Below are 25,362 nucleotides of genomic sequence, written 5' to 3'. Positions count from 1 at the left end.
TCCCTTATTTAACGGAAGGCCAGATATAGATCGCGTTGCAGCCCGGTCCGACATGCGTACCGACCACGGAACCGATATGCGAGTAGACGACATTGCCGACCTCGAAATGCTGACGCAGCAGTTCAAGGATTTCGTCGGCGGATTCAGGTTTTACCGTATGGCCGATCGCCACGTCGACTTTACCCGTATTGCCGAGCTCCTGTTTGAACAGTTCCACAACCAGAGCCAGCGCTTTTTTGCGTCCTCTGACCTTCTCTACCGCGTAAATGACGCCTTCCTTGTCAATCGACAGGATGGGCTTGATATTCAGCAAAGTACCCAGTACAGCTGCTGCACGTCCGATACGGCCGCCCTTTTGCAAATACTCCAGCGTATCGACGAGGAAGTACAAGCTTCTCGCCGACTGGAGACGCTCCACTTCGGTTTGAATATCCTGCGGCGAAGCGCCGCCCTGCGCCATCTCCGCCGCACGAACCACCATTAGACCGAACCCGTACGAAGCGGATCGCGAGTCGATCAGCGTGATATCGGCATCCTCATTTTCCAGCATCGACTTTCCGAGCGTCGCCGATTGGAAGGTTCCGCTCATGCCCGTTGAGATATGAATCGAAACGATCGGCGCTCCTGGATGCTGATCCAGCACACGCTGATACGCCTCCGTGAATTCGATCGGAGAAGGCTGCGATGTCGTCGGCAGCTTGTCTGCGGCCACAAGGCGTTGGTAGAACCCCGGCGCTTGGATATCAACGCCGTCCAGCAGCGCTTTATCACCGAACATGACTTTAAGCGGTACGACGATAATGCCGAGACGTTCGATCAGTTCTTCGGGAATATCGGATGTGCTGTCGGTTACGATAATCGGATTCATGAGGGTCACCGTCCTTTAAGTTAGGGGCAGCGGCCTAAGGCTGGCCGGAGTTCTTTTTGAAAGTCCTGTCCGATCGGTTTGAAGCCACGGCGGCTTCAATGAATCGAAAAGACTTTCAAAGCAATTCCGGCCTTTTACGGCCGATTAGGGTGTAGCGGGAAAAACGAAAGAATATGGATGCGCTGAATACGGCGCGACTCAAGCTTTATTGACTCAAGCTTCGACCGAGAACATATAATCGTACACCGGTTGGCCGCCGGTGTGGAATTCGACTTCGGCGTCCGGGTACTGTTCGGTCAGCCATTCGGCCAACTCGGCGGTTTCGGATTCGGAAGCGTCCTGGCCGGTAAGCAAGGTGATCACTTCGTCGCCGCTTTCGACCATGGCTGCCAGCAGGTTTTTGCTGGTCGTCAGGCGGTCTTCGGCCGTGGCGACGATCTTGGAGTTGAAGATGCCGATATAATGGCCGGCCGTGATGTCCAGATCGTCGAACGTGGTATCGCGTACGGCGTGCGTGATCTGGCCTGTTTTCACGTGTTTGATCGCTTCGTTCATCTGCTCCGCATTGGCTTCCGGGGAATCTTCTTCCTGGAAAGCCAACGCCGCGGCGATGCCTTGCGGAATGCTTTTGCATGGAACGACAGTAATCTGGCGTTCGCCTTCGAGCAAATCGCGGGCCTGCTGCGCGGCAAGCACGATGTTGGAGTTATTCGGCAACAGGAAGATATGTTGCGCGGACAGTTGCCCGATGGCATTCACGAAATCTTCGGTACTCGGATTCATCGTTTGTCCGCCGGACAATACAATATCTACGCCGAGGCTTTTGAAGATTTCTTCGATGCCCGCTCCGCTTGCTACCGCGATAAAGCCGTAAGGAGCCACTTCGTCAGCCGGCAAAGCCGAAAGCTCTTCAGGAGCCGGTGCCGGTGCCGGAATATCGGCGAACAGTTCCGGAGGAGCCGCTCCGTCCATGCCCGCGTGGAGCAGGTCGCGGTGCTGCTCGCGCATGTTCAAGATATGGATTTGCGTAATTTCGCCGTAACGCAGCGCGAGTGTCATGACTTCGCCAGGCGTTTTGGAATGCACATGGACTTTGACGATATCGTCGTCCGCAATAATAATAATAGAATCTCCATTGACGGACAGCGCTTTCCGGAAAGCTTCGTCATCGAAGAAATCCCGGGGCCCGTCGCCTAGTCCTCGGTTGATGAAAAATTCCATGTCATACAGGAATTCGATGTTTTCCGTTTCCAGTTGAGCCTGCGCGGACGCTTGAACATGCGAAGCTTGAGCTGCGGCAGCAGCTGCCGGAACCGCAGGCTTGGCATCCGTAGAAGCACTCGTGGCAGACGGACGAGCCGATTCTGCCGATGCCCCATTTTCCAGATAATCCAGGAAGCCTTCGTAAATATAAACAAGGCCTTGACCGCCCGAATCCACAACGCCGACCTGCTTCAACACAGGAAGCTGTTCCGGCGTGCGATCAAGCGCATATTGGGCTTTGGCAAGCACTTCGCGCATCAATTCCACAACATCCGTCGTACGGCGCGCATAGGTAGCCGCATGCTTGGCCGCTTCTTTGGCGACGGTCAGAATCGTCCCTTCGACCGGCTTCACGACCGCTTTGTAAGCCGTTTCCACCCCGATTTGAAGCGCCGCCGCAAATTGAATCGCATTCAATTCTTGGTGCGAAGCCGCATAACGGCCGAATCCGCGGAACAACTGCGACAAAATAACGCCGGAATTGCCGCGTGCTCCCATCAATAGCCCTTTGGACAAAACGGTAGCCGATTGGCCGATCGAAGCCGAGCTTCGCTCGCGAAGTTCGTTTACCCCCGCCGTCATCGTCAAATTCATGTTCGTGCCCGTGTCGCCGTCCGGCACCGGGAATACGTTCAACGCATTAACATGCTCCGCCTGACGCGAAAGTTTCTCCGCCCCGGCCAATACCATGCCTGTAAAATCAGTTCCGTTAATCGAACGCCTGCTCAATGAAAATTCCCCTTCCTAAAACCTACTGGATACGCAAACGCCGAAATTTCGGAAACGTCCGCTCTCTATTCGATGTCTAAACCTGTACGTTCACTCGCTTATGCTCGCTTGCCCATGCTTATCATGCGTGCACCGGAAACCGGGTTTCCGTCCCCCGCGATGATGTACAGGCCCTTCAAACGGTATTACCCACCCTTTGCCGGATACATACAGGTAACTCCGTTTATACTCCCACACATCATGAGCCTTTTGCAAAATCCGGGCAACGTTTCAAAGCAGATTTTGCAAAAGGCCCCACCTAATATTGTACTATAAGCTTACGTAGAAATAAATAAAGTTTTTAGAACCGTTGACGGAGCTTTTTTTGTTGTGTTATGATGTTTGAAGTGTTGTTTGATCTAAGCAAGGAGGTGTCATTCATGGCTCGCAGATGTTTTGTATCGGGTAAAAAACCAAGCACCGGCAACAACGTTTCCCACGCTAACAACCGCAACCGTCGTACTTGGGGAGTTAACGTCCAAAAGGTTCGCATCCTCGTAAACGGCAAACCGAAACGCGTATACGTTAGCACCCGTGCTCTTAAATCGGGTAAAGTAACTCGCGTTTAATCCAGATATAGACGAGAAAGCACCTTCTTTCGGAAGGTGTTTTTTAGTTTGTATCGCCCTATGTGGCATCAATGCCATAAGACTGCTTCGGAGCGCCGCACGACGTTCCTTGCACAAAATAAGCCGCAACGTTCCTGCAATGCAGAACGTTGCGGCTTATTTGCATATCAGGAAAGGTGCCACTCCCACCCAATCCCGATTCATGCCGTTCGTTTAGATCAAGCCCATCCGGTAGCGGATCGATGCGATCAATACCGTGAAGAACAAGAAATACACGACTGCAAAAACGATAAACATAATCTTCGGTCCCCGCTCTTCAAGCTTCCGGAAATACCAGACCACCAGCCCTGCGGCAAGCAGACCCACCAATGCGTTAAAAGGCACCGGCAGAAAAGCAAAAACAGCGATCAGCAGTCCGACAACCGAAGTAATCAACGCAAGCATCAGCGTGGATTTAAAATTGTTCATACGCTTTGCTCCGCACTCTCACGGATCGTTCGAATCGCTCCGGCACGGTCTGCGGCGCCGTATACGGCACTGCCCGCAACCAGTACGTCTGCGCCTGCCGCGACCACCTTCGCCGCCGTATCTGCCGCAATGCCCCCGTCTACTTCGATATGCAATCCGGTCAAGCCGAGCGAATTCGCCAGTTCACGGGTTTCGCGAATCTTTTGCACGGTGCGTTCGATGAACGCCTGGCCGCCAAAGCCTGGATTAACCGTCATAATCAGGACCAGATCCAGATCTTCCAGCACTTCGCGAATCGCCGATACCGGCGTACCCGGATTGAGCGCAACACCCGCTTTGGCACCTTGTTCCTTAATCAAATGCACGACCCGGTGCAAATGCACACAAGCTTCAGCATGCACGGTAATGATCGAAGCTCCTGCTTTGGCGAATTCCGGTATGTAATTTTCCGGATTTTCGATCATTAAGTGAACGTCGAGAGGCAGTTGGGTCAACGGTGCGATCGAACGCATAATCGGCGCGCCAAATGAAATATTCGGAACGAAATGTCCGTCCATGACGTCGACATGCAGCCAATCCGCACCGCCGTTTTCTACTTCTTGAACGTCAGCCCCAAGCTTCGAGAAATCCGCGGACAAGATCGAAGGAGCAATCAATACCATATTCAGTACCTCCGTTTTTTATCTTTCATCTCCTGGTAAAAAGCAGCGTAATGCTTATAACGGCTCTCGGCGACCTCGCCTGCTTCCAGTGCTTCGCGTACCTTGCAGCCCGGTTCATGCAGATGCGTGCAGCCCCGGAATTTACAGCCTTCCGACAGCTCGGCGAACTCCCGGAAGCAGCTTCCCAGTTCCTCTACGCCCAGCTCCAGAAAATCGAGTTGGCTGAATCCCGGCGTATCGGCGATATAGCCGCCGTTGCCCAACTCCACCAGTTCGACGTGTCTTGTGGTATGTCGGCCGCGGCCCAACCGTAAGCTAATTTCGCTTGTGAGCAAATCGAGATTAGGGAACATGGCGTTTAACAACGAAGACTTGCCGACGCCCGATTGACCGGAAAAGACGCTGATTTCGCCTTGCAGACGCTCCCGCAGCTGATCGGCTCCTACCCCCTGGGGAGAACTCGTCTCCAGCACTTCGTAACCGATCGACGCGTACAACGCCTTGGCTCGTTCGACAGATTCGCGCGTGGCGATATCGTCTTCAGCGATCAGATCCATCTTGGTCAGACAGATCAATGCGTCCAGACCTTCATGTTCGATATGCACCAGGAATTTATCGAGCAGATTGAGATTCAAGTCCGGCTCCTTGACCGAGAACACCAGTACGGCCAGATTGACGTTAGCCACAGGCGGACGAATCAATTCCGTCGAGCGGGGCTTGATCTCCGTTACCGTACCTTCTCCGTTCTCCGTTAGCGCATAGACTACCCGATCCCCAACCAGCGGCGACTTGCCTTTGATCCGAAACACACCTCTGGCCCGACACTGAATCGCAGCCGCTCCAGGCGATGCTTCGTCGTCCTTCACATAATAATAGCCGCTTAATGCTTTGACAATCAAACCTTCCGGCATGCTTCACCTTCCTTTGTCTTAAAGCGGAAGCGGGCCGGACTTTCGTCCGGCCTCGCCTGTCCGTTTGTGTATAAAAGCTTCATGATCTACCGTTCACGCGAGTCGAGACGCTTACTACCGCTCCGGCAACAACGGGCTTGCCCGAAGGAGCGAATGCCGACGGATCGCCGCCTTCTTCTCCTTCAGTCTGCCCATCGCCTTCCTGCTGCGTATCGTCAGGCGGTGTCTCCACCTGCGAACCGTCTCCATCTCCGGCTTCTGTTCCGTCACCTGTGTTACCGCCGTCCGTACTACCCGCGTCACCGCCGTTATCAGCCGGAGGATCTACAGGCGTCTGCTCTTCCGAAGGAGGCGTTTGTTCAGGCTGCTGTTCTTCCGGGAACTGCGGTTGAACGAACGAGCCGTTTTGAACGTCCGAGTAATTGACCGTATACGAAGTCACAAACTGTCCGTCACGGTATACCGACACCGCCCCGTTTCGATTAGGCGCAAGCACAAGAGATACCGGGAAAATCCGACGCGATGAGATTGTATCGGTTCCCCACTCGATTCGGTCTCCGCGTGCGTCGCTATACTCCAAACGGATTTTCGTAGCTACGCCTTCCTGCGAAGGTTCTACCGGAACCTGCAAGATAAAGGTGGTCGCATCACCCGGGATACCCGAGCTGACGACAAACTTCACGACTTCGCCCGGTTTCAGTTCGGTTCCGGCTTCCGGACTTTGACTCATAACGTTGCCTTTTTCGACCGTGAAGCTTGCTTCTTCCGTCGACGACGGCGCCAGCGCCTGACCATTGATAAGATCGAGCGCCTGTTGACGTGTCTTGCCCACGACATCCGGCACCGACTTCTCTTCAACGCCTTTGCTTACTGTCAATGTCACTGTGGCTTGATCCGGATCAAAGTCTTCACCTTGCTCCGGGGACTGCTTAATGACGGTTTCCGGGTTGGCATCGTCGAAAACTTCTTCGCGTACAATCCGGTCTTCCGTCACGCCAAGCGCTACCAAATCCCGACGCGCTTCATCGTAATTCGATTCCGTCAGTTTTGGCATCGCCGTTAACGGCTTTTCGGACCCTACGGTCAACAGCAAGGAAGCTCCTTCCTTAACCGTGTACCCTTCCAGTTTACTCTGGCGGAACACGATTCCGGCTTCGGTGGAAGGATCATACTCGTACTTCACACCTTCAACTTCCAAATTGCGTGCAGCGAGTGTGCTTCGGGCTTCTTCCTCCGTCATTCCAATCACGTTCGGAACGGTTGTTTCCGGCACGACGAATTGCGCTCGAACGTACAACACCACGATCAACACGGTTGCCAAAAACAGCAGCGTCGCACCGATAATGATCGCAGGCTTTTTCCAATTCTTTTTACCGGCCGGCTTCTTCTTGTCCGTCTTGTCTCCTCGGTGCATCTCCGAAACGGGAGGCTCGTACGAAGAAGAACGGATTGCAGGCACGACCAGCGTACGATCCGTATCGTCCACATCATCGAACTGTACTTTCTGCTCTTCACGGCGCGAAGGCAGCAGGCAGGTGTCAAGATCGCTCTGCATCTCGGCCGCCGAAGCATAACGCTCCGACGGGTTTTTGCGCATCGCTCTCACGATAATATTTTCCACGCTTTGCGGGATGGTTGGATTGAGCTTGCGCGGCTCTTCATATTCATCCTGCAAATGCTTCAAGGCTACGCTGATCGGACTTTCGCCCTCGTAAGGCAGCGCGCTCGTCAGCATCTGATACAGCACGATACCGAGCGAGTACAGGTCCGACTTTTCGCCCGCAGTCACGCCCTTGGCATGCTCAGGCGAGAAATAGTGAACCGAACCGACAACGGAGCCGGTCTGTGTGATCGTTGTCGACGTAACCGCGCGGGCGATCCCGAAGTCTGTCACTTTAACCCGACCGTTGCGGCCGATCAAAATGTTATGAGGCTTGATATCCCGGTGAATAATCTGGTTAGTATGGGCATGGTCGAGCGCGTCGCAAATCTGCGAAGCAATGCGGACCGCTTCTTCAACCGGCAGCGGCGCACGTTCCTTGATCAATTCATCCAGATCGCGTCCCTCGATATACTCCATCACAATATACTGAACCTCGCCATCCTGGCCCACATCATAAATGCTGACGATGTTGGGATGGGACAGCGATGCGGCCGACTGCGCTTCGCGCCGGAACCGGCGAATAAACTCTTCGTCGTGCATGAACTGCTGGCGCAGCACCTTGACCGCAACGAAGCGATTCAGCAGCAGGTCGAGCGCCTTATACACCAGCGCCATTCCCCCGCCGCCTACGCGCTCTACAATCTCGTAGCGGCCGCTGAACACCTGACCGATCATTGTACCCACTCCTTCGTCGCTGCATCCTGACCGACGCGCCCGTTTTCAAACAAAGCCACGGTAATATTATCGTCGCCCCCGGAATTCAGCGCCATGCGAACCAGCTTGTGCGCGCGATCATCAAGTGCTGCCCCCGGCTTGATTACCGTGCGCAGCATCTCGGCTTCCGCTACGAAGTTGCTCAGCCCGTCGCTGCACAGCACCAGACCTTCGCCTGGCTTGAGCACGATTCTTCTGAGATCGACTTTGACTTCCGCATCTGTGCCGAGCGCACGCGTCAATACATTGCGTCTGGGATGCGCACCTGCTTCTTTTTCGCTGATCTGTCCGCTTTTGAGCAACTCGTTGACTAACGTATGGTCGTCGGTCAAACGCTCGATGCCGGAAAAAGTGACTTTATACGCCCGGCTATCCCCGATATGGGCAATAATCCCTTGTTCGCCGCTAAGCAGTACAGCCACAACGGTCGTGCCCATATTGTGATACCGAATATCCGATTCGCCTTTGCGATAGACCACTTCGTTGGCATGCAGAATCGCATCGCTAAGCGCGGCTTCGCAGGCTTCCGGGGAAAGCCCCGGCTCCAGACCGCTCAGGTCTGCGACCATGGTCTCGACGGTCAAGCGACTCGCCGTATCCCCGGCCAGATGTCCACCCATTCCGTCCGCCACGATGCCCAGCGTATAGCCGCCAGGCTTGATCCGTCCGACCCAGGACAAATCTTCGTTGACATTCCGTACGTTTCCGATATGCGTTGCATGAACGGTATGAATCACCCTAACTCACCTCGCAGCCTTTTCCTGTCCTTTTTCCATATGCTTCGCACGCAATTGACCGCACGCCGCAGCAATATCGTGGCCTTGTTCGCGTCGGATGGTCGCATTGATGCCATTTTCGATCAGAATCCGTTGGAAGTTGAAAATGTCGCTACGCGATGTACGGACGTATTTGCGTTCCGGTACATGGTTGACCGGGATCAGGTTGACATGCGCCATCCGCGTCTTCAACACGTCTGCCAGCTCCTGCGCGTGCTCGGCTTGGTCGTTGACGCCGCCGATCAGTGCGTATTCGAACGTCAGGCGACGGCCTGTTTTTTCGAAATAGTAATCCAGCGAAGCCATCACGTCATCGAACGGGAAGCGACGGTTAACCGGCATCAGCTTGGAACGCAGCTTGTCGTTCGGCGCGTGGATGGAAATCGCCAGGTTGATCTGCGTGTCTTCGTCCGCGAATTTGTAGATGTTCGGAACGATGCCGCTTGTGGAAACGGTGATGTGCCGCTGACCGATATTCAGTCCTTTTTCGTGGATCATGATGCGCAGGAAAGTCATCGTCGCTTCATAGTTTTCGAAAGGCTCGCCGGAGCCCATGATGACGATGCTGCTTACGCGCTCGCCTTCTTTGTCGAGCATTTTTTGCGCTTCGACGACCTGTGCCACGATCTCGCCCGCGGTCAGATTGCGCTTCAGTCCGCCCAGCGTGGACGCGCAGAACGTGCAGCCGATGCGGCAGCCGACTTGTGTCGTCACGCAGACGCTGTTGCCGTAATTGTGGTTCATGATAACGGTCTCGATCGCGTGCTCGTCATGCAGACCGAACAAAAATTTCACCGTGCCGTCTTTGGACTGGAACTTGGTGATTTCGTTCAGCGTGACGAACGCGAAATGATCGTCCATCTTTTGACGCAACGCTTTGGATAGGTTGGTCATTTCTTCGAAGCTGGATACGCGCTTGACGTACAGCCAGTCGAAAATCTGATCGGCGCGGAACGCGGCTTCGCCGCTGGCTTTGACCCACTCGCGCAGCTCATCGAGATTATAGTCGTATATAAAAGGTTTCATGGTGTTCATTATCCCCTGTTCGTTGATTTTATTGACTGTGTTGACTTTATCGGTTTCCATCTTATCTATATTAGCACAAAAGCCGTTCATGCTAAAGAGGAACCCCTGCCGATCCGTATAGGCTTCGGCGGCGGTTCCTCTTTTTCACTCAAAAGCAACTGAACCTGTTATCGGCAATTTCGAAAAAAAACCTTAGCTTTTAACTTCTGCGACGCAGCCGTGCAATATAGAATCCGTCCGAACCGAACTGATTCGGGAGGATCTGAACGCCGGCTCCGCCTGCCTGCGGCAGAGCTTCCAATGCAGGCACTTCAAAAGGCTCCGCAATGAATTCCGCGTGATCGCGCAGGAATTCGGCAACCGCCCGTTGGTTCTCTTCCCGCTCGATCGTGCATGTGCTGTACACCAGAATCCCGCCCGGCTTCACCAGACCGGATACGGCGCTCAGCATTTGACGTTGAAGACGCGCGATCGAAGCGGCGTCGTCAGGCGTTTTCGCCCAACGAAGATCCGGCTTGCGACGAATGACGCCGAAGCCGGAGCAAGGTGCGTCGAGCAGCACGCGGTCAAACGAAGCCGGCTCGAATTGATCTTTTAACGCCATCGCGTCGCCGACACTCGACTCGATACCTGACAATCCCAGACGCTCGGCCTGTTCCATGATCAATCCCTGCTTATGCTCATGCAAATCGTTGGCAACGATACGTCCTTTGTTGCCCATTTTTTCGGCGATATGGGCCGTTTTGCCGCCGGGAGCCGCGCAGCAGTCCAGCACGCTCATGCCCGGTTCGGCTGCCAGCGCTTCGGCGACCAGCATGGAACTCTCGTCCTGAATGCTGAAGCGTCCGTCGCGGTACAAATGGTCGTTCGCCATGTTGCCGCCGCTTTCGACGATAATACCGAATCGCGACAGTTCCGATGCACGCACCGTGCGCCCTTCGTTTTCCAGCTCGCGCATCAGTTCGTCGCGGTCGGCTTTTAACGTATTCACGCGAATGCTGACCTTCGGCGGCTGATTGTTCGATGCGCAGACCGCTTCCGCCGTTTCTTCGCCGTATTGGGTAATCCAGCGTTCAACCAGCCATTGCGGATGCGAATGCTGCAAAGCAATCCGTTCCGCCGTCGGCAGGTCGTCCGGGATCGCCAGCGTATCGCCTTCGCGAAGGATGCTGCGCAATACGCCGTTGATCATGGACGCGATCCCTTGGTGTCCGCGCTTCTTGGCAATCTCTACCGCTTCGTTAACCGCCGCATGGGCCGGAATCCGGTCCAGGTAACGGATTTGATACAGCGACATCCGGGCCAGACTGCGCACCCATGGATTCAGACGCTTCACTTCGCTTTTGATAAAAAGGTTCAAAAAATAATCAAGCGTAGCTTGGCGCGCGATCGTACCGTATACCAGCTCAGTCGCAAGCCCGGCATCCGCCGGACTCAACTCGGCTTGCTGAAGCGAACGGTTCAACAGCAGATTGCTGTACGACGCGTTTTCGTCAACGCTGGTCAGTACGTTCAACGCGACTTCGCGAGCGGTTAATTCGATTTTGCGTCTGCGTGGTTGTTCGACGCCTTTTGCCGCAGGAGCCGATTGCCCACGCCGTGCGGCACCGGATAGAGCTTTTTCGCCTCTGCTTGCCGAAGTCATCGGTTGGGCTCCGCCTTTTGCGGCTTTGGCCGCAATACGCTCGGATGCGCTTGTCGGCTTGGTTCGGTTCGCCGACGCCGATGTTCCCGGCTTGGCAGCAGGCTTGAAATTCGACTTAGTGTGCAGGGCCGGCTTTCCGGCAGGATCAGACTTGGATTTTACGCCTGCTTTTGCCGAACTGCTTGTTTTCGGTTTTGCACCGCCGGACTTGGCTTCGATCCGTTTCGCTGCGCCCGAGGCATTGCTGCGGCTAAACGAGCCTTTTTTTCGATCATCCGTTTTTTTGCCGGTTGTCGACTTTTTATCGTCCGAAGCTTTTTTGCGCTCTGGCGACTTGTTTGGATCGAATCCCCCTGCGGGTTTTGATCCGCCGCCGAACATGCGAATACCCGATCCTTCCGGACTTTTCCCGTTATTCTCGCTCATCCCAGCACCGTCCCTGCCTGCATAGCCGTACCCCGAGCAAACTCGGATACAAGCATTGCCTTTTTACCGGCTGGTTGAACTTTCGTCAGCCGTACTGCACCGTCGCCGCAAGCGACAACGATGGCTTTATTGTTCACGTCAAGAACGGTTCCCGGCGCAGCTCCGGCTTCGGGTCCGTTTTCTTCGGGGCGCTCTACTTCCCATACCTTGAATACTTCACCGTTCCACAGCGTATATCCACCCGAAAATGGCGACAGTCCGCGTACCTGATTGAAAATTTGCCGGGACGAACGTGTCCAATCGATCATTTCGTCCTGGCGCGTCAGGTTAGGCGCATACGTAGCCAACGATTCGTCCTGCGGTTGCGCGTCAACCCGGCCTGCCAAAAGACGCGGAAGCTCGCGTTTAAGCAGCGCAGCTCCGGCTACGCCCATTTTTTCGAACAAAGTGCCCGACGTATCTTCGTCCGTAATCTCGACTTCCTCGACCGCGATCATATCGCCTGTATCCAGTCCCTCGGCCATGTACATCAACGTGATGCCTGTTTTGCTCTCTCCGTTGATGATCGAACGCTGAATCGGCGCTCCTCCGCGGTAAGCGGGCAGCAGCGATCCATGCACGTTCACGCAGCCAAGCTCCGGCACTTCCAGCAGCGACTTCGGCAAAATTTGGCCGTATGCCGCTGTGACGATCAGATCCGGATGGAACGAAGCCAACTCTTCGACGGCTTCTTTATTGCGCATCCGTTCCGGCTGAAGCACAGGCAGATGGTGCTTCAATGCCGCTTCTTTGACCGGAGAAGGCGTCAGTATTTTCTTGCGTCCTTGAGGACGGTCGGGTTGAGTCACAACCGCTACGATATTGCATTCCGATTCCAACAGAGCTTCCAGGCAGGATACCGCAAATTGCGGAGTTCCCATAAATACGATTCTTTTCATTTCGCTCACTCCTTTGCCGCGCTTTCCCGGACAGGTTCATAGACTTTTTCGGCCACGTCGGTAAATAAGATTCCATCCAAATGGTCGATTTCATGCTGGAAGGCACGCGCCAACAGCTCGCTGCCCGTAACCGTGAACTCTTCGCCGTCCCGGTTCAAGCCTTTTACCGTTACCGTCATGGCGCGACGCACGTCTCCGTTCAACCCGGGAATGCTCAAGCATCCTTCGATGCCGAACTGTTCGCCGCTTTTTTCGACGATCTCCGGGTTAATCATCGCGATCAAGCCGTTGTCGTCTCCGACGTCGATCACGATAATCCGCTTCAAAATACCGACCTGCGGAGCCGCAAGACCTACGCCGTCCGCGTCATACATCGTCTCGGCCATATCAGCCATAAGCTTTTGTACGTTGGGCGTAATTTTTGTGACTTCTTTTGCTCTTTTATGCAAAACCTCGTCCGGTTCTTTTACGATCATACGAATTCCCATTGCCAAGCACCTTCCTCAAACGTGTAGTCAATTCTATCTGTGTTTGCCGTGCATCACGTACCTGCCCAGCCCATAAAAAAGACGCGGAGGACCGCGTCACATCATGACCTGAGGGTCCACGTCGATGCTGATGAGCAGATCCTGCTCCTTCGCCGTATCTTCCAGTTCATCCGCGATTTCCCGCGCCAGCAGGGCAGCGTCCATTTCTCCACGCCATTTTATCATACATTGAAATCGGTATCTATTCTTGATCCGAGGAATCGGGGAGGCGATCGGCCCAAGCAAATCAAGCACGTTCGGTGCCAATTTATCCATACGGGCCAACCAACCGCGCGCACGCGCTTTTTCTTTGACCATAGCCGCATAGTTCTCCGCCATGCGCACGACGACCGGAAGCTGCTCATGCGAAAACGTCACCAGAATCAAGCGGCAGTACGGCGGATAGCCCAATTTGCGCCGATGGCCCAACTCTTCGCGCACGAACGAATGATAATCATGCTTCGAAGCGTGCTGAATCGAGTAATGATCCGGGTTATACGACTGGATAAACACTTCGCCCGGCAGATGATGTCGTCCCGCGCGTCCCGCAACCTGCGTCAGCAGTTGGAATGTTTTTTCTCCCGCTCGGAAATCCGGCAAGTTGAGCGCGGAATCGGCTGCGATGACTCCGACCAGCGTTACGTCCGGGAAATCCAGACCTTTGGCGACCATCTGCGTACCGAGCAGCACGTCGGCCTTTTTATCCCGGAATCGCTGCAAAAGTTTCTCGTGCGACCCTTTTTCGCTTGTTGTATCGACGTCCATCCGCACCACGCGAATACCGGGGAACAACTTCGCCAATTCTTCTTCGACGCGCTGCGTTCCCGTGCCGAAATAACGGATATGTTCGCTTCCGCATTCCGGACAAGTCTCGGGCACCGGTTCCGAATGACCGCAATAATGACAGCGCAGATTATTGGAACGTTGATGGAACGTCAGCGAGATATCGCAGTTCGGACATTCGGCGACATAACCGCAGGTACGGCACATCACGAATGTCGAGTAGCCGCGGCGATTAAGCAGCAGCACCGTTTGTTCGCCCCGCTCCAGACGTTGCTCGATCGCTTTATGCAAATCCCGGCTGAACATCGAGCGGTTGCCTTCTTTAAGTTCCTCGCGCATATCGACGATCTGGACGCCGGGCAGTTCGCTTCCAAGCGCCCGTAGCGAGATTTCCGCCAGTACGGGCGAGAAATGCGGATCGCTTTGCGATCTTGCCGCGTGATACGATTCCAGCGACGGCGTGGCGGAACCGAGAATAACGACCGCGTTGTGCTGTTCCGCGCGTTTGACGGCTACGTTGCGCGCATGGTATTTCGGGCTTTCTTCCTGCTTGTAAGAAGACTCGTGTTCTTCGTCCATCACGATCAGACCGATGTCTTTGAACGGCGCGAAAATCGCGGAACGGGCCCCGATCGCGACCTGTACCCGTCCTTCGCGAATTTTGCGCCATTCGTCGTAACGCTCCCCGCCCGACAGACGGCTGTGCATGACCGCGACTTTGGAGCCGAAGCGGCTTTTGAACCGTTCGACCATTTGCGGCGTCAGCGAAATCTCCGGCACGAGCACGATCGCCTGCCGGCCTTGGGCAATGCACAGTTGGATCGACTGAAGGTAAACTTCGGTCTTGCCGCTACCGGTGATGCCGTGCAGCAAGAACACGCCTTCTCGACGTGCGTTCAATCGGGCTATGACGGCATCGTACACCTGTTGCTGCTCACCAGTCAGCTTGGGCGGCTCGCTCGGTTTGAAGTCGCGGCCTGCGTAAGGATCGCGGAAGACTTCCACGTCCTCCATTTTAACCAAACCTTTTTCTTCGAGCGATTTCACGGTGCTTGCCGTTACGCCAAGGTGGCTGAGTACTTCCTTCATCGCCATCGGTACGCCGATCTGCATCAGGAACTCGAAGACTTCCTTTTGCTTTTTTGCACGCGCCGGGAAACGTTCCAGTTCTTCCTCAGCCTGCTGCGCATCTACGTTCAACGTCACGGTTTTGACCGTTTTCCGACCCATCCGATCGCGAATTTCCTGGCTTTCAAAAAGCAGTCCGCCCCGAATCAAGGCTTGTACCGTTTTCTCGCGGCCAGGGAAGTTCTGACGAAGCTGTTCCGCTTTAACCTGACCGCGATTGCGTACATATTCCAAAATTTCGTTCGCCGAAGGCACATCAGCGTTGGATGGACTGCCAAACAAAGATAGCTCATCCGTGTCTTCCGGGATATCGGCGAGCAACCGCCCGATTTCTTCATGCTCCTCGATATCGGCATCCGGCTGCGCGGCATGAATAAATCGCTCGGCCTTGCCTTTCAACGCCGACGGGATCATCGCTTGCAGCGCCATGGTCTTATGGCAAGCATATTTATCCGCAATCCAACCCCCAAGTTCGACCAGATCCTCCGGTAGCGGGGGAACCAGATCGAGCAGCTCTCGAATGTTTTTGATCCGTCCGTGCTTATATTCGCTTTCGTCCGTCAATCCAACGACGAATCCTTGCACCGTCCGGCCGCCGAAAGGTACTCCGACCCGGCTGCCGACGGCAATCCATTCTTGCATTTCAGGCGGAATCCGGTAGTCGAACGGCCGGCTTACCGCCCGCACCGGTACGTCCACGATGACCCGCGCGAAATTCATCGCACTGCTCCCTTTTCCAAACGACGCGAAGCTTCAAGCAGAATTTCGCGAGCCGTATCGTACTTGGACTGCTTCGGAAGATCGGCGATACGTCCTTCCGGGCCGAACAACCGCACGATATTGGTATCCGATCCGAAGCCGGCTCCGGTCTGCGTCACGTCGTTGGCTACGAGCAGGTCGCAGTTTTTGCGTTGCAGCTTTTCGGCCGCGTACGTGTCCAAATCATGCGTCTCGGCCGCAAAACCGATCAGGAATTGATGTTCTTTTTGCGAGCCGAGCGTTTGCAGCACATCCACGGTCTTGACCAGTTCCAGCGCCATCGTATCGCCGACTTTCTTGATCTTGCGCGGGGAACTGGACTTCGGCCGGTAATCGGCAATCGCGGCGGACATGATGAGTATATCCGTTTTGCCCCATTCGTTCAGGCAAGCTTCGTACATGTCTTCGGCAGATTCGATGCGAAGCGTCGGGATGCCTGCCGGGAGCTGAACCTGCACTTTGCCCGCGATCAGCTTGACTTCGGCGCCCAAATCTTGCGCGGCTTGAGCCAAAGCGATGCCCATTTTGCCCGACGAATCGTTGGTGATATAACGGACCGGATCGATCCGCTCGATCGTACCGCCTGCGGTCACCACGATTTTTTTGCCGGATAACGGGCCTTGTACAGAGTATTTGGCTGTTCCCGCAGAAGTCAGGTCGCCGGCAAGTCCATGTTCCGAAGCCCCTCCGGCCGTTGCAAACAACGTTTCGCCGCTTGGGTTCGCATTTTCATCCGTACTTGCGGCAGACACGAACGGTTCCGGCCCCGGATCATGAATATCGGTATCGGCCGTATCCGAACGTTCGGACGGCGCAAAGCTTTCCGCACGCGAAGTTCCGCCGACCTCGCGTTTTTCGAAGAAACGGCGCAATATTTCCACGATCGTCTCCGGTTCTTCCAAGCGTCCTTTGCCCACGTAACCGCAAGCCAGCATACCGTCGCCCGGTTCGATCATAAGGGCGCCGCGATCAACCAGCGTCTGCATATTGTGCACGACAGCAGGATGGGTATACATATGAACATTCATCGCAGGCGCAATCATCAGCGGAGCTGTCACGGCAAGCAATGTTGTAGAGAGCATGTCGTCGGCCAGGCCATTTGCCAGTTTCCCAATGATGTTTGCCGTCGCCGGAGCAACCAGCACCAGATCGGCCCAATCCGCCAAGTCGATATGATTCACGACTTTCGGGTTGTGCTCGTCAAAAGTATCGGTATGCACCGGATTGCGCGTCAGCACCTGAAGTGTCAATGCCGGAATAAACTGCTGGGCAGCGTCCGTCATGATGACCTGTACCTGTGCTCCCGCTTTGACCAACTGACTGCAAAGTGTCGCCGCCTTGTAAGCAGCAATCCCTCCGGTCACACCGAGCAAAATCTTTTTCCCGTTTAACATGCGCTTTTCCCCTCCTGAAAAAAAATAACAACCGTGAGGTTGTTAGAGATGGAGCCTTACGGCTTATTTTGCATGATCTGCCCTGCCTGTGCCGCCAGGCCGTGCGTAACAGAACCTTTACAGGTTCCGTTTGCCTTTTTGTTCTTCGACCACTTCGTTCTCGTCGCGAGCTTCCACTTTGATATAATCGCCGTAGATTTCTTCAAGCGCTACGCCGACTTGTTTGTGTGCTTTCGGGCGTTGAAGTTCCGACTCCGAACCTTCGCGAAGTTGTCTTGCGCGTCTGCTAGCCGCTACAACGAGCGAATATTTACTATCTACCTTGGTCATGATTTTGTCGATGGAAGGATACAGCATGTTTATCGTCCTCTCTGTATGTCCCCTGCTCCGGTCGCGTAAGCGTCACGGACAAGGGAAAAGCCCGGTTCTCCGGCAATCTGTTTTAAAAAAACTCACTTGGCGATACGGCAATGCTCGGCCACGATGATCGATTCGATACGCATGCAAGCTTTATCGACCTCGTCGTTAACGACAGCATAATCGTAATGACGCATCAAGGCAATCTCTTCCTCGGCCACCGACATGCGGTTATGGATCACCGATTCCGTCTCTGTGCCGCGCCCAACGATTCGATCCTTCAATTCTTTAAGCGAAGGCGGCGTCAGGAAAATGAATACACCGTCGGGGAAAGTCTCCTTCACCTTGAGTGCGCCTTGCACTTCGATTTCCAGAATGATATCGTTGCCTGCTTCGATCGTTTGCTCAACGAAGTCACGTGGCGTGCCGTAGAAATTCTCGACATACTGCGCGTACTCCAGCAATTGGTCATTCGCAATCATATCACGAAACTCTTCCTGACTTTTGAAAAAATAATTGACGCCATGCTGCTCCCCTTCACGAGGCGAACGAGTCGTCGCGGAAACCGAGTAGACAAGCCCTGGCAATCTTTTGCGCAGTGCGCTGCATACCGTCCCTTTTCCGACTCCTGACGGTCCGGACAATACAATCAATAACCCTTTAGACATAGTTCTCCCCATTATTCGTCGTTATCGTCGTCTTTGGTGGACAGTCGGTGAGCGACCGTCTCCGGCTGTACCGCGGACAAAATGACGTGATCGCTGTCGGTGATGATTACGGCGCGCGTTCTGCGGCCGTAAGTGGCATCGATCAGCATATGCCTATCTCGTGCCTCCTGAATAATCCGCTTAATCGGTGCGGATTCCGGGCTTACGATGGAAATGATTCGGTTGGCCGATACAATGTTCCCGAAGCCGATGTTAATAAGCTTGATTGCCATGTCTAGGTTTTCCCCCTATTAGTTGGTACTTTTTCTGTAAGTCGGGCCAGGCGCCCGGCCGTTATTCGAGATTGGCAGCCTGTTCTCGCATTTTCTCAAGTTCGGCCTTCATCTCGACGACATGGCTTCCGAGCGCCAAATGATTCGCCTTCGAGCCAATCGTATTGACCTCTCTATTCATTTCCTGAATCAAAAAGTCCAGCTTGCGCCCTTTTGCTTCGCTATTGCCCAGCAGCTCCGAGCATTGGTCGAAGTGACTTCGCAGTCTCGCCAATTCTTCATCAATACTGCAACGATCCGCGAAAAGTGCGATTTCCATACCCAGACGGAATTCGTCCACCACGAAACTTCCGTCCTGCAATTCGGATAATCTCTGCCTTAGCTTCGTCCGGTAATCGTCGACAACAGTCGGAGCCAGGCGAGCCAGCTCTTCATGCGCTGCCATAAGGTTAGTCAATCTTAAACGACAATCCGCCGTCAAATGATTGCCTTCCGAACCTCGCATCGAAACAAGTTCAGCCAAAGCCTGTCCCAGACCTTCCTGGAGCGCAGCCTCCCAATCTATCTCCTCTTGCTGCGCAACCGGAGCTTCTGTAGGAAGCATAACGTCCGGAAGCGCGAGCAATTCGGCGGCGCTGAGATGACTATCCATTCCATAGATCCGTTCCAACTCATGCGCCGCCCGAACATAAGACTCGGCCGCCGCACGGTTAAGCATCATCATACTTCCCGATGATTCACTTTCTCTGGTGACGTACACGTCAATCCGTCCGCGCCTGACATGCTGCTGTACAAGCCGCCGGAGACCTTCCTCGAAACTGTTCCATTCCCGGGGCATCCGAAGCACGACTTCGCAGTAGCGATGATTGACGGATTTGACTTCAAATTGAATTTTGTATCCGCCGCGATTCATGGCGGATTGACCATAACCGGTCATACTGAAAGACATCGTCATCACATCCGTTACCCTATTTTAATGGATTATGCACAGCGAAACAAGAGGGCTGGCGCGTGTTTGCGAATTCATGTTCCGGGGTTGCTTATCTTTAATCAAAGATATATACTAAAATTAATAAAGTCACTTAATTTATTTCACCTAAATTTTCTCTACTCTTCTCTTCCCAATTCCTTTAATTCTTATAAGGAGATGAACGTTATGCAATTACTCGGACAACACCATGTATCGCTCATGACCGGAAAAGCCGAACAAAACTATGACTTCTTCACTCGGATTCTCGGTATGCGTCTGGTCAAAAAATCGGTTAACCAAGACAACACGACTTCTTACCACCTTTTCTATGGCGATGCCGTCGCAAGCCCGGGAACCGAGGTTACTTACTTTGATTACCCGGGAATCGGTCCTTCCTACCCGGGCGTATCTAGTATTTCTTCAACTTCGCTCAGAGTACCCACTACGGCCTCTTTACGCTTTTGGCAAAAACGCCTGGATTCCCTCGGAATCAAGCACGGCGAGATCATTCCACGCGCCGGACGCAATACGCTGGCTTTCGAAGATTTCGAAGGTACGCAGTTGATTCTGGCCGCCGACGAAGGCGAAGCCGGTGTCGCGCCCGGCGAGCCCTGGACTGCCGAAGGCATTCCGCTGGAGCATGCGATCGTCGGTCTGGGTCCTGTCACGTTGACCGTAGCCGACGCCAGACCGACCGCTCTTGTATTGACGCAATTGATGGGATTCCGAAAAATCGGAACTTATGCGTCGCCAGCGGGAGACTTTGCGGAGATCGAAGTGTTCGCAACCGGCGAAGGCGGCTCCGGCGCGGAAGTCCATCTGGAGGCCCGCCCCGATCTGCCGAAGTTCCGCCTGGGACGCGGCGGCGCGCATCATGTGGCCTTCCGTATTCCGAACGAGGACGAATACAACAAGTGGATCGAGCGGATCGCGGCAAGCGGACTGCAAAACTCGGGACGCGTCGACCGCGATTATTTCCGCGCGTTGTATTTCCGCGAACCGAACGGCATACTGTTCGAACTGTCGACGGACACGCCGGGATTCGATATCGACGAACCGATCGAGTCGCTGGGCGAAACGCTCGGCCTCCCTTCGTTCCTGGAGCATCGCCGGGCCGATATCGAGTCCAAACTCCGCCCTCTCAAGTGGTGAGCGTGGAAAGCCTTTTTCATTAGGGGACGGCTTTGCTTCGTCGGGGAAGTCCTATTCGGGGGCAAAGCTTGGGCGCTGCGGGGGAAATTCGTTCAAGATGCTGTCTCACCCGGAAAAGTCGATTGAAATTTTAGTGGAATTTTTCCGGGTTCAAAGGCATCTTTCACTGAATTTCCCCCTCCGCTATCGCTTTGACTGAATAAGACTTTCCCGACGTCGAGCCGTTTCCATGAGAACGGCTTTTTTTATTTAGTTAAAAATAAAATAAAAAAAGCCGCAGCTTTGCGGCGGCTTAAGGTGTTGGGGAAAGGCATGAGGTAACTGAAAGCGAGAAGACGGAGAGAGAAATTCAGTTCAAGACGCCTTTGAACTTGGAAAACTTCAACTTAAAATTTCAATCGACTTTTCCAAGTGAGACAGCGAATTGAACGAATTTCTCTCGCAGTCTTCTCGCTTCCCCGCCGAAGCCCCTTCCCCGACAGCTTGATTTAAGCGGTCAAACTGCCGGTGTAGACAAAGGCTGCCGGCCCGGTCATGTAGACGTGGTTGTCGGATTCGTTCCATTCGATGAACAGGTCGCCGCCTTTGAGGGATACGGTGGCTTCGCGGTCGCTGTGGCCGTTTAGAACGGAGGACACCAGCGTCGCACATGCGCCCGTTCCGCATGCCAGGGTAGGACCTGCGCCTCGTTCCCATACGCGCATATCGATCTGCTCGCGGCTGTTGACGGTGGCGAATTCGACGTTTACTTTTTTCGGGAATAAAGGATGCTTCTCCAGGACCGGTCCCCATTTCGCAAGATCGAAGTTTACGGCGTCGTCCACATAGATCACGCAGTGCGGATTACCCATGGAGACTGCGGTGAACCGGAACGATTCGCCCAAAGCTTCGATCGGCTGATCGACTACTTGCTCGCCGTCTACGGCAACCGGGATTTTGGCACCTTCGAGAATCGGAGCGCCCATATCGACACGTACCGTTTGGGCGACGCCGTTTTCCGCATGAATCGTTAAAGGCTGTACGCCTGCGCCGATTGTCTCGATCGTGAGCGCTTCGCCCTGTGCCAGCTTGTAATCGTACACATATTTGGCTACGCAACGAATCGCATTGCCGCATTGCTCGGCTTCCGAACCGTCGGAGTTCATGATGCGCATCATGAAGTTCGCTTTTTCGGACGGCAAAATATAAACAAGTCCGTCCGCGCCTACGCCGAAGAAGCGATCGCAGACTTTCACCGCAAGCTCTGCCGCATTGGCCGGAAGTTCTTTTTCTCCATATACAATCACAAAGTCGTTGCCGAGTCCGTGCATTTTTGTAAATTCCATTATGTTGATTCCACTCCTTATCATTTTGGAAACCGGGATAGGGGCCCATTCGCAAGGTCGGAAAAGTTGACGAAAGCCCCGGTTTCGCTCAATATATAGATCATGCCGCGTTCATTTGCAGAATCAGGCCGCATAGGGGCTTCTCCGCGAAAGCTACATTAATTAAGATACCCGAACCCCCACGCGATTACTATTGATTTTCTGTGCGAAACTTTGTGTTTTTACGCGTGTGGCACTCCTACTTATATGGGTCATTAGAGAAAGAAGGTCGTTATAGATGGCATTGGACGGAATCGTTACACGAGCAATCGTCACCGAGCTTGCTTCGCTTCAAGGCGCTCGCATTGGCAAGATTCATCAACCTTCCGGCAACGATATTATTTTCCAGATTCGTTCGCGCGAAGGCAACAAAAAACTGCTGCTTTCCGCAAGCCTTACTTACCCGCGGGTGCAGTTCACCGAGCAATCGTACATGAACCCTCCCGAAGCGCCGATGTTCTGCATGCTGATGCGCAAACATTGCGAAGGCGGCGTGATCGAAAAGATCGAACAAGTCGGCATGGAGCGTATTTTGCACTTTTGGATTCGGCAGCGGGATGAAGTCGGAGACGTATCGCTTAAAAAGCTCGTTATCGAACTTATGGGTCGCCACAGCAATATCATTCTGCTCGATGCTTCGACGGATACGATCCTCGACGGCATCCACCATGTCACGCCTGCGATCAGCAGCTATCGGATCGTGATGCCGGGGTTCAACTATCAAGAGCCTCCGCAGCAGAACAAACTTAACCCTTTGGAAGCGACCGAAGAACAGTTTCAGCAGAAATGGAACGAAAATATCGTCGAACCTCCGGTTAACCGAATCGTGGACGCCTTCACCGGACTGAGTCCGCTTATCGCTCAAGAAGTTCTATACCGTGCAGGCGGAGCCGATACTCAGAACGATTCCGCACCGGACGGTGCATCCGTATGGGCTGCATTCGATGCGCTGATGAACGATGTTCGCGAAGCGCGTTTTACGCCGAGCAGCGGTCTGAACGCACGCGGCAAGCTTGTTTTCTCCGCGATCCCTTTAACCATGATCCAGGGCGAAAAGCGAACTTTCGATTCCATCGGCACCTGCATGGAGCATTATTACGGCGACAAAGCCGACCGGGATACCGTCAAACAAAAGGTCAGCGACCTGTTGAAGTTCCTCCAGAACGAACGCGGGAAAAATGTCAAAAAGCTCGACCACCTGGACAAAGACCTCGAAGAAGCCCAGGATGCCGAGCAATACCGGATTCAAGGCGAACTGCTGTTTGCGTCGCTGCACGAGCTTGAACGCGGAATGAAAGAGATTGAGCTGGTCAACTTCTATGACGAAGAACAGCGTACGATCAAGATCGCGCTCGACCCTTTGCTTAACCCGTCGGACAACGCCCAGCGCTATTTTAAAAAGTATAACAAATACAAAAACAGCCTGGCCGTCATTGACGAACAGATCAAAAAAACGCACGAAGAAATCGCCTATATGGACAGCCTGCTGCAACAGCTGAACGATGCTTCGTTGCGCGACGTCGACGAAATCCGCGCCGAGCTGGCCGAACAAGGCTACGTCCGCAGTCGCGCCCCGCGCGGTGCCAAAAAGAAGAAAAAGAACGATAAACCGACGCTGCATCTGTATACCTCGTCGGAAGGCATCGAGATCTACGTGGGCAAAAACAACCTGCAAAACGAGTTCATTACCAACCGCTTGGCCCATTCCAGCGACACCTGGCTGCACACCAAAGACATCCCGGGTTCGCACGTCGTGATCCGCAGCGGCGAATACGGCGAAGACACCCTGAACGAAGCTGCCCAACTCGCCGCTTACTTCAGCCAAGCCAAGCACTCCAGCAGCGTTCCCGTAGACACCACCCAAATCCGCCACGTCCGCAAACCAAGCGGCTCCAAACCGGGTTTCGTGATCTACGACCACCAAAAAACGCTCTTCGTCACACCTGACGAAGACTTAATCAAATCGTTGCCGAGCACAGTCAAAAACGGTTAATTCCTTTTGACCTTCCCAAAATAGTAAGCCATCTTAAAAGATCGCATACCAAACAAAAAGGTCAGTCTCCCCCTTCGGCGACTGACCTTTTTACATATCTAAACCCGCGACGCTGCCACCGGCAGCGAGCCACTCCCCACTACCGCCCCAGAGGGCGTGGTTAACGATCCGAGTGACTTCGGCTTTCCGTAGGAAAACGAGCGGAGCTACAGTCGAACGCAAGCGCCCATCGGCGCGAACGCGTGCAAAGCGTTCGACCTTTCGCGATGACCGAGCTGCTAACGAGAGGTCATGCGAAGAAGAGCGTTAACCACGCCCTCCCTATCCAGCGATGCTGCCACCGGCAGCGAGCCACTCCCCATTACCGCCCCAGAGGGCATGGTTAACGATCTGAGTGACTTCGGCTTTCCGTAGGAAAACGAGCGGAACGAAGAGCGTTAACCACGCCCTCCCCCACCACATACGCGCCCAACTCCCCATGAAAAACGACTCCTTGCCGCACCCCATGATAATCCGACCCTGCCGTCGTAATCAGCTCGTACTCATTCGCGATCTCCCGATACCTCTCCTCACCCGCTGCATCATGATCCGGATGCCGCACCTCGATCCCGATAACCTTCGCCGCTTCGATCACTTCCCGCACCAGCTCGTCATCCCCGTACAATCCCGGATGCGCCAACACCGGAACGCCTCCCGCTTCGCGAATCCAATCCGCGGCTTGCGCCGGAGTGATCCGAGGAGGAGTCACGTAAGCCGCCGCGCCTTCCGCCAAATACCGATCAAAAGCATCCCGCAAATCGACTGCATAGCCTTTGCGCACCAATACGTCCGCCATATGCGGACGGCCGACGCTTTCCCCCGGCTTTAACGGACGCCCGCCGCGATCTTTCACTTCATCCAGTGTAATGTCTACTCCAAGCTCACGCAGCCGCTGCAAAATCAGATCATTGCGCTGGTCGCGTATGCCGCGCAAACCCGCTAGCCTTTCCAAAAACAGCCCATCCGCCGGATTCACGAAATACCCGAGTACATGGATATCTTTTTCGCCCGCCCGCGTGCTGATTTCGATGCCCGGAACAAACTCCAAACCGACCAGCTCCGCTTCCTCAGCGGCTTCCTGCACGCCTGCAACGGTATCATGATCGGTTAAAGCCATTCCTTTCAATCCACGTTCCGCAGCAAGCCGAACCAACTCTTTTGGCGTATTCATTCCGTCTGAAGCGGTACTGTGCATATGCAGGTCGTATCGTGCACGGTCTGGCAGGGTATCTTTCGAGACTTGATTTTTTTGATTCATC

Annotated in this window: 22 protein-coding genes; 3 read left to right on the top strand and 19 right to left on the bottom strand. The window is 54.2% G+C overall.

The genetic code is table 11. From position 1 onward, the window contains the following. Positions 1-4: 4 nt before the first annotated feature. Together WKI47_RS10890 and WKI47_RS10885 are read right to left on the bottom strand one after the other, a co-directional pair. Entirely contained in the window at positions 5-868 is an 864-nt protein-coding gene (locus WKI47_RS10890) for a DegV family protein (RefSeq protein WP_340227150.1), read from the bottom strand. Between the two features lie 213 nt (positions 869-1,081). Next, positions 1,082-2,860: a DAK2 domain-containing protein gene (locus WKI47_RS10885; protein ID WP_340227149.1), complete on the bottom strand. Its 1,779-nt coding sequence runs from the start codon at positions 2,858-2,860 to the stop codon at positions 1,082-1,084. 419 nt (positions 2,861-3,279) lie between these two features. On the opposite strand from WKI47_RS10885, the gene rpmB reads away from it, so the two are divergent. Further along, positions 3,280-3,468, top strand: coding sequence for a 50S ribosomal protein L28 (gene rpmB, locus WKI47_RS10880; RefSeq protein ID WP_084778233.1), 189 nt, complete (start codon positions 3,280-3,282; stop codon positions 3,466-3,468). Between the two features lie 213 nt (positions 3,469-3,681). Here rpmB and WKI47_RS10875 read toward each other — a convergent pair whose 3' ends face one another. The 15 genes from WKI47_RS10875 to WKI47_RS10805 form a co-directional block, all read right to left on the bottom strand. Continuing rightward, positions 3,682-3,936 (bottom strand): hypothetical protein, encoded by a 255-nt coding sequence (locus tag WKI47_RS10875; RefSeq protein ID WP_340227148.1) that lies wholly within the window; start codon positions 3,934-3,936, stop codon positions 3,682-3,684. Further along, positions 3,933-4,598: a ribulose-phosphate 3-epimerase gene (gene rpe / locus WKI47_RS10870; protein WP_340227147.1), complete on the bottom strand. Its 666-nt coding sequence runs from the start codon at positions 4,596-4,598 to the stop codon at positions 3,933-3,935. Before rpe ends, WKI47_RS10875 begins: the two co-directional genes overlap by 4 nt. A 2-nt stretch (positions 4,599-4,600) precedes the next feature. Then, positions 4,601-5,509: a ribosome small subunit-dependent GTPase A gene (rsgA, locus tag WKI47_RS10865; RefSeq protein WP_340227146.1), complete on the bottom strand. Its 909-nt coding sequence runs from the start codon at positions 5,507-5,509 to the stop codon at positions 4,601-4,603. 79 nt (positions 5,510-5,588) lie between these two features. Continuing rightward, positions 5,589-7,847, bottom strand: a complete 2,259-nt coding sequence (gene pknB, locus WKI47_RS10860; protein WP_340227145.1) for a Stk1 family PASTA domain-containing Ser/Thr kinase — start codon at positions 7,845-7,847, stop codon at positions 5,589-5,591. Next, positions 7,844-8,623: a Stp1/IreP family PP2C-type Ser/Thr phosphatase gene (locus tag WKI47_RS10855; protein ID WP_340227144.1), complete on the bottom strand. Its 780-nt coding sequence runs from the start codon at positions 8,621-8,623 to the stop codon at positions 7,844-7,846. Before WKI47_RS10855 ends, pknB begins: the two co-directional genes overlap by 4 nt. Before the next feature lie 6 nt (positions 8,624-8,629). Beyond that, complete coding sequence (gene rlmN / locus WKI47_RS10850) at positions 8,630-9,688, bottom strand: 23S rRNA (adenine(2503)-C(2))-methyltransferase RlmN (RefSeq protein ID WP_340227143.1); 1,059 nt, start codon at positions 9,686-9,688, stop codon at positions 8,630-8,632. Between the two features lie 199 nt (positions 9,689-9,887). Continuing rightward, a complete protein-coding gene (gene rsmB, locus WKI47_RS10845) occupies positions 9,888-11,333 on the bottom strand; it encodes a 16S rRNA (cytosine(967)-C(5))-methyltransferase RsmB (RefSeq protein WP_340227510.1) in 1,446 nt (481 codons plus the stop codon). Between the two features lie 422 nt (positions 11,334-11,755). Then, a complete protein-coding gene (gene fmt, locus WKI47_RS10840; RefSeq protein WP_340227142.1) occupies positions 11,756-12,697 on the bottom strand; it encodes a methionyl-tRNA formyltransferase in 942 nt (313 codons plus the stop codon). A gap of 5 nt (positions 12,698-12,702) precedes the next feature. Continuing rightward, entirely contained in the window at positions 12,703-13,185 is a 483-nt protein-coding gene (def, locus tag WKI47_RS10835) for a peptide deformylase (protein WP_340227141.1), read from the bottom strand. Between the two features lie 96 nt (positions 13,186-13,281). After that, a complete protein-coding gene (gene priA, locus WKI47_RS10830; protein ID WP_340227140.1) occupies positions 13,282-15,855 on the bottom strand; it encodes a primosomal protein N' in 2,574 nt (857 codons plus the stop codon). Then, positions 15,852-17,288, bottom strand: coding sequence for a bifunctional phosphopantothenoylcysteine decarboxylase/phosphopantothenate--cysteine ligase CoaBC (gene coaBC / locus WKI47_RS10825; RefSeq protein WP_340227139.1), 1,437 nt, complete (start codon positions 17,286-17,288; stop codon positions 15,852-15,854). The genes priA and coaBC overlap by 4 nt, the downstream gene beginning before the upstream one ends. Positions 17,289-17,405: 117 nt before the next feature. Then, positions 17,406-17,645 (bottom strand): DNA-directed RNA polymerase subunit omega, encoded by a 240-nt coding sequence (gene rpoZ / locus WKI47_RS10820; protein ID WP_340227138.1) that lies wholly within the window; start codon positions 17,643-17,645, stop codon positions 17,406-17,408. A 95-nt stretch (positions 17,646-17,740) separates the two neighbouring features. Continuing rightward, positions 17,741-18,313: a guanylate kinase gene (gene gmk, locus WKI47_RS10815; RefSeq protein ID WP_037289618.1), complete on the bottom strand. Its 573-nt coding sequence runs from the start codon at positions 18,311-18,313 to the stop codon at positions 17,741-17,743. A gap of 11 nt (positions 18,314-18,324) precedes the next feature. Beyond that, positions 18,325-18,585 (bottom strand): extracellular matrix/biofilm regulator RemA, encoded by a 261-nt coding sequence (gene remA / locus WKI47_RS10810; protein ID WP_005548256.1) that lies wholly within the window; start codon positions 18,583-18,585, stop codon positions 18,325-18,327. 61 nt (positions 18,586-18,646) lie between these two features. Then, positions 18,647-19,534 carry a YicC/YloC family endoribonuclease gene (locus WKI47_RS10805; protein WP_340227137.1) on the bottom strand — a complete coding sequence of 296 codons (888 nt, stop codon included), beginning with the start codon at positions 19,532-19,534 and terminating at the stop codon, positions 18,647-18,649. A gap of 207 nt (positions 19,535-19,741) precedes the next feature. Here WKI47_RS10805 and WKI47_RS10800 point away from each other — a divergent pair, with 207 nt between their 5' ends. Further along, positions 19,742-20,707: a ring-cleaving dioxygenase gene (locus tag WKI47_RS10800; protein WP_340227136.1), complete on the top strand. Its 966-nt coding sequence runs from the start codon at positions 19,742-19,744 to the stop codon at positions 20,705-20,707. Positions 20,708-21,195: 488 nt separating this feature from the next. Here the strand turns inward: WKI47_RS10800 and dapF are convergent, their stop codons facing one another. Continuing rightward, the gene (gene dapF, locus WKI47_RS10795; RefSeq protein WP_340227135.1) at positions 21,196-22,032 is read right to left on the bottom strand and encodes a diaminopimelate epimerase; all 837 of its coding nucleotides are present in this window, start codon (positions 22,030-22,032) and stop codon (positions 21,196-21,198) included. Positions 22,033-22,309: 277 nt separating this feature from the next. On the opposite strand from dapF, the gene WKI47_RS10790 reads away from it, so the two are divergent. After that, the gene (locus WKI47_RS10790) at positions 22,310-24,064 is read left to right on the top strand and encodes an Rqc2 family fibronectin-binding protein (protein ID WP_340227134.1); all 1,755 of its coding nucleotides are present in this window, start codon (positions 22,310-22,312) and stop codon (positions 24,062-24,064) included. 382 nt (positions 24,065-24,446) lie between these two features. Here WKI47_RS10790 and WKI47_RS10785 read toward each other — a convergent pair whose 3' ends face one another. Further along, positions 24,447-25,361: a PHP domain-containing protein gene (locus WKI47_RS10785; RefSeq protein WP_340227133.1), complete on the bottom strand. Its 915-nt coding sequence runs from the start codon at positions 25,359-25,361 to the stop codon at positions 24,447-24,449. Between the last annotated feature and the right edge of the window lies 1 nt (position 25,362).

It is taken from the genome of Saccharibacillus sacchari, from assembly GCF_037722395.1.
Lineage (GTDB): Bacteria > Bacillota > Bacilli > Paenibacillales > Paenibacillaceae > Saccharibacillus > Saccharibacillus sacchari_A.
This window is presented reverse-complemented; position numbering and strand designations above follow the sequence as displayed.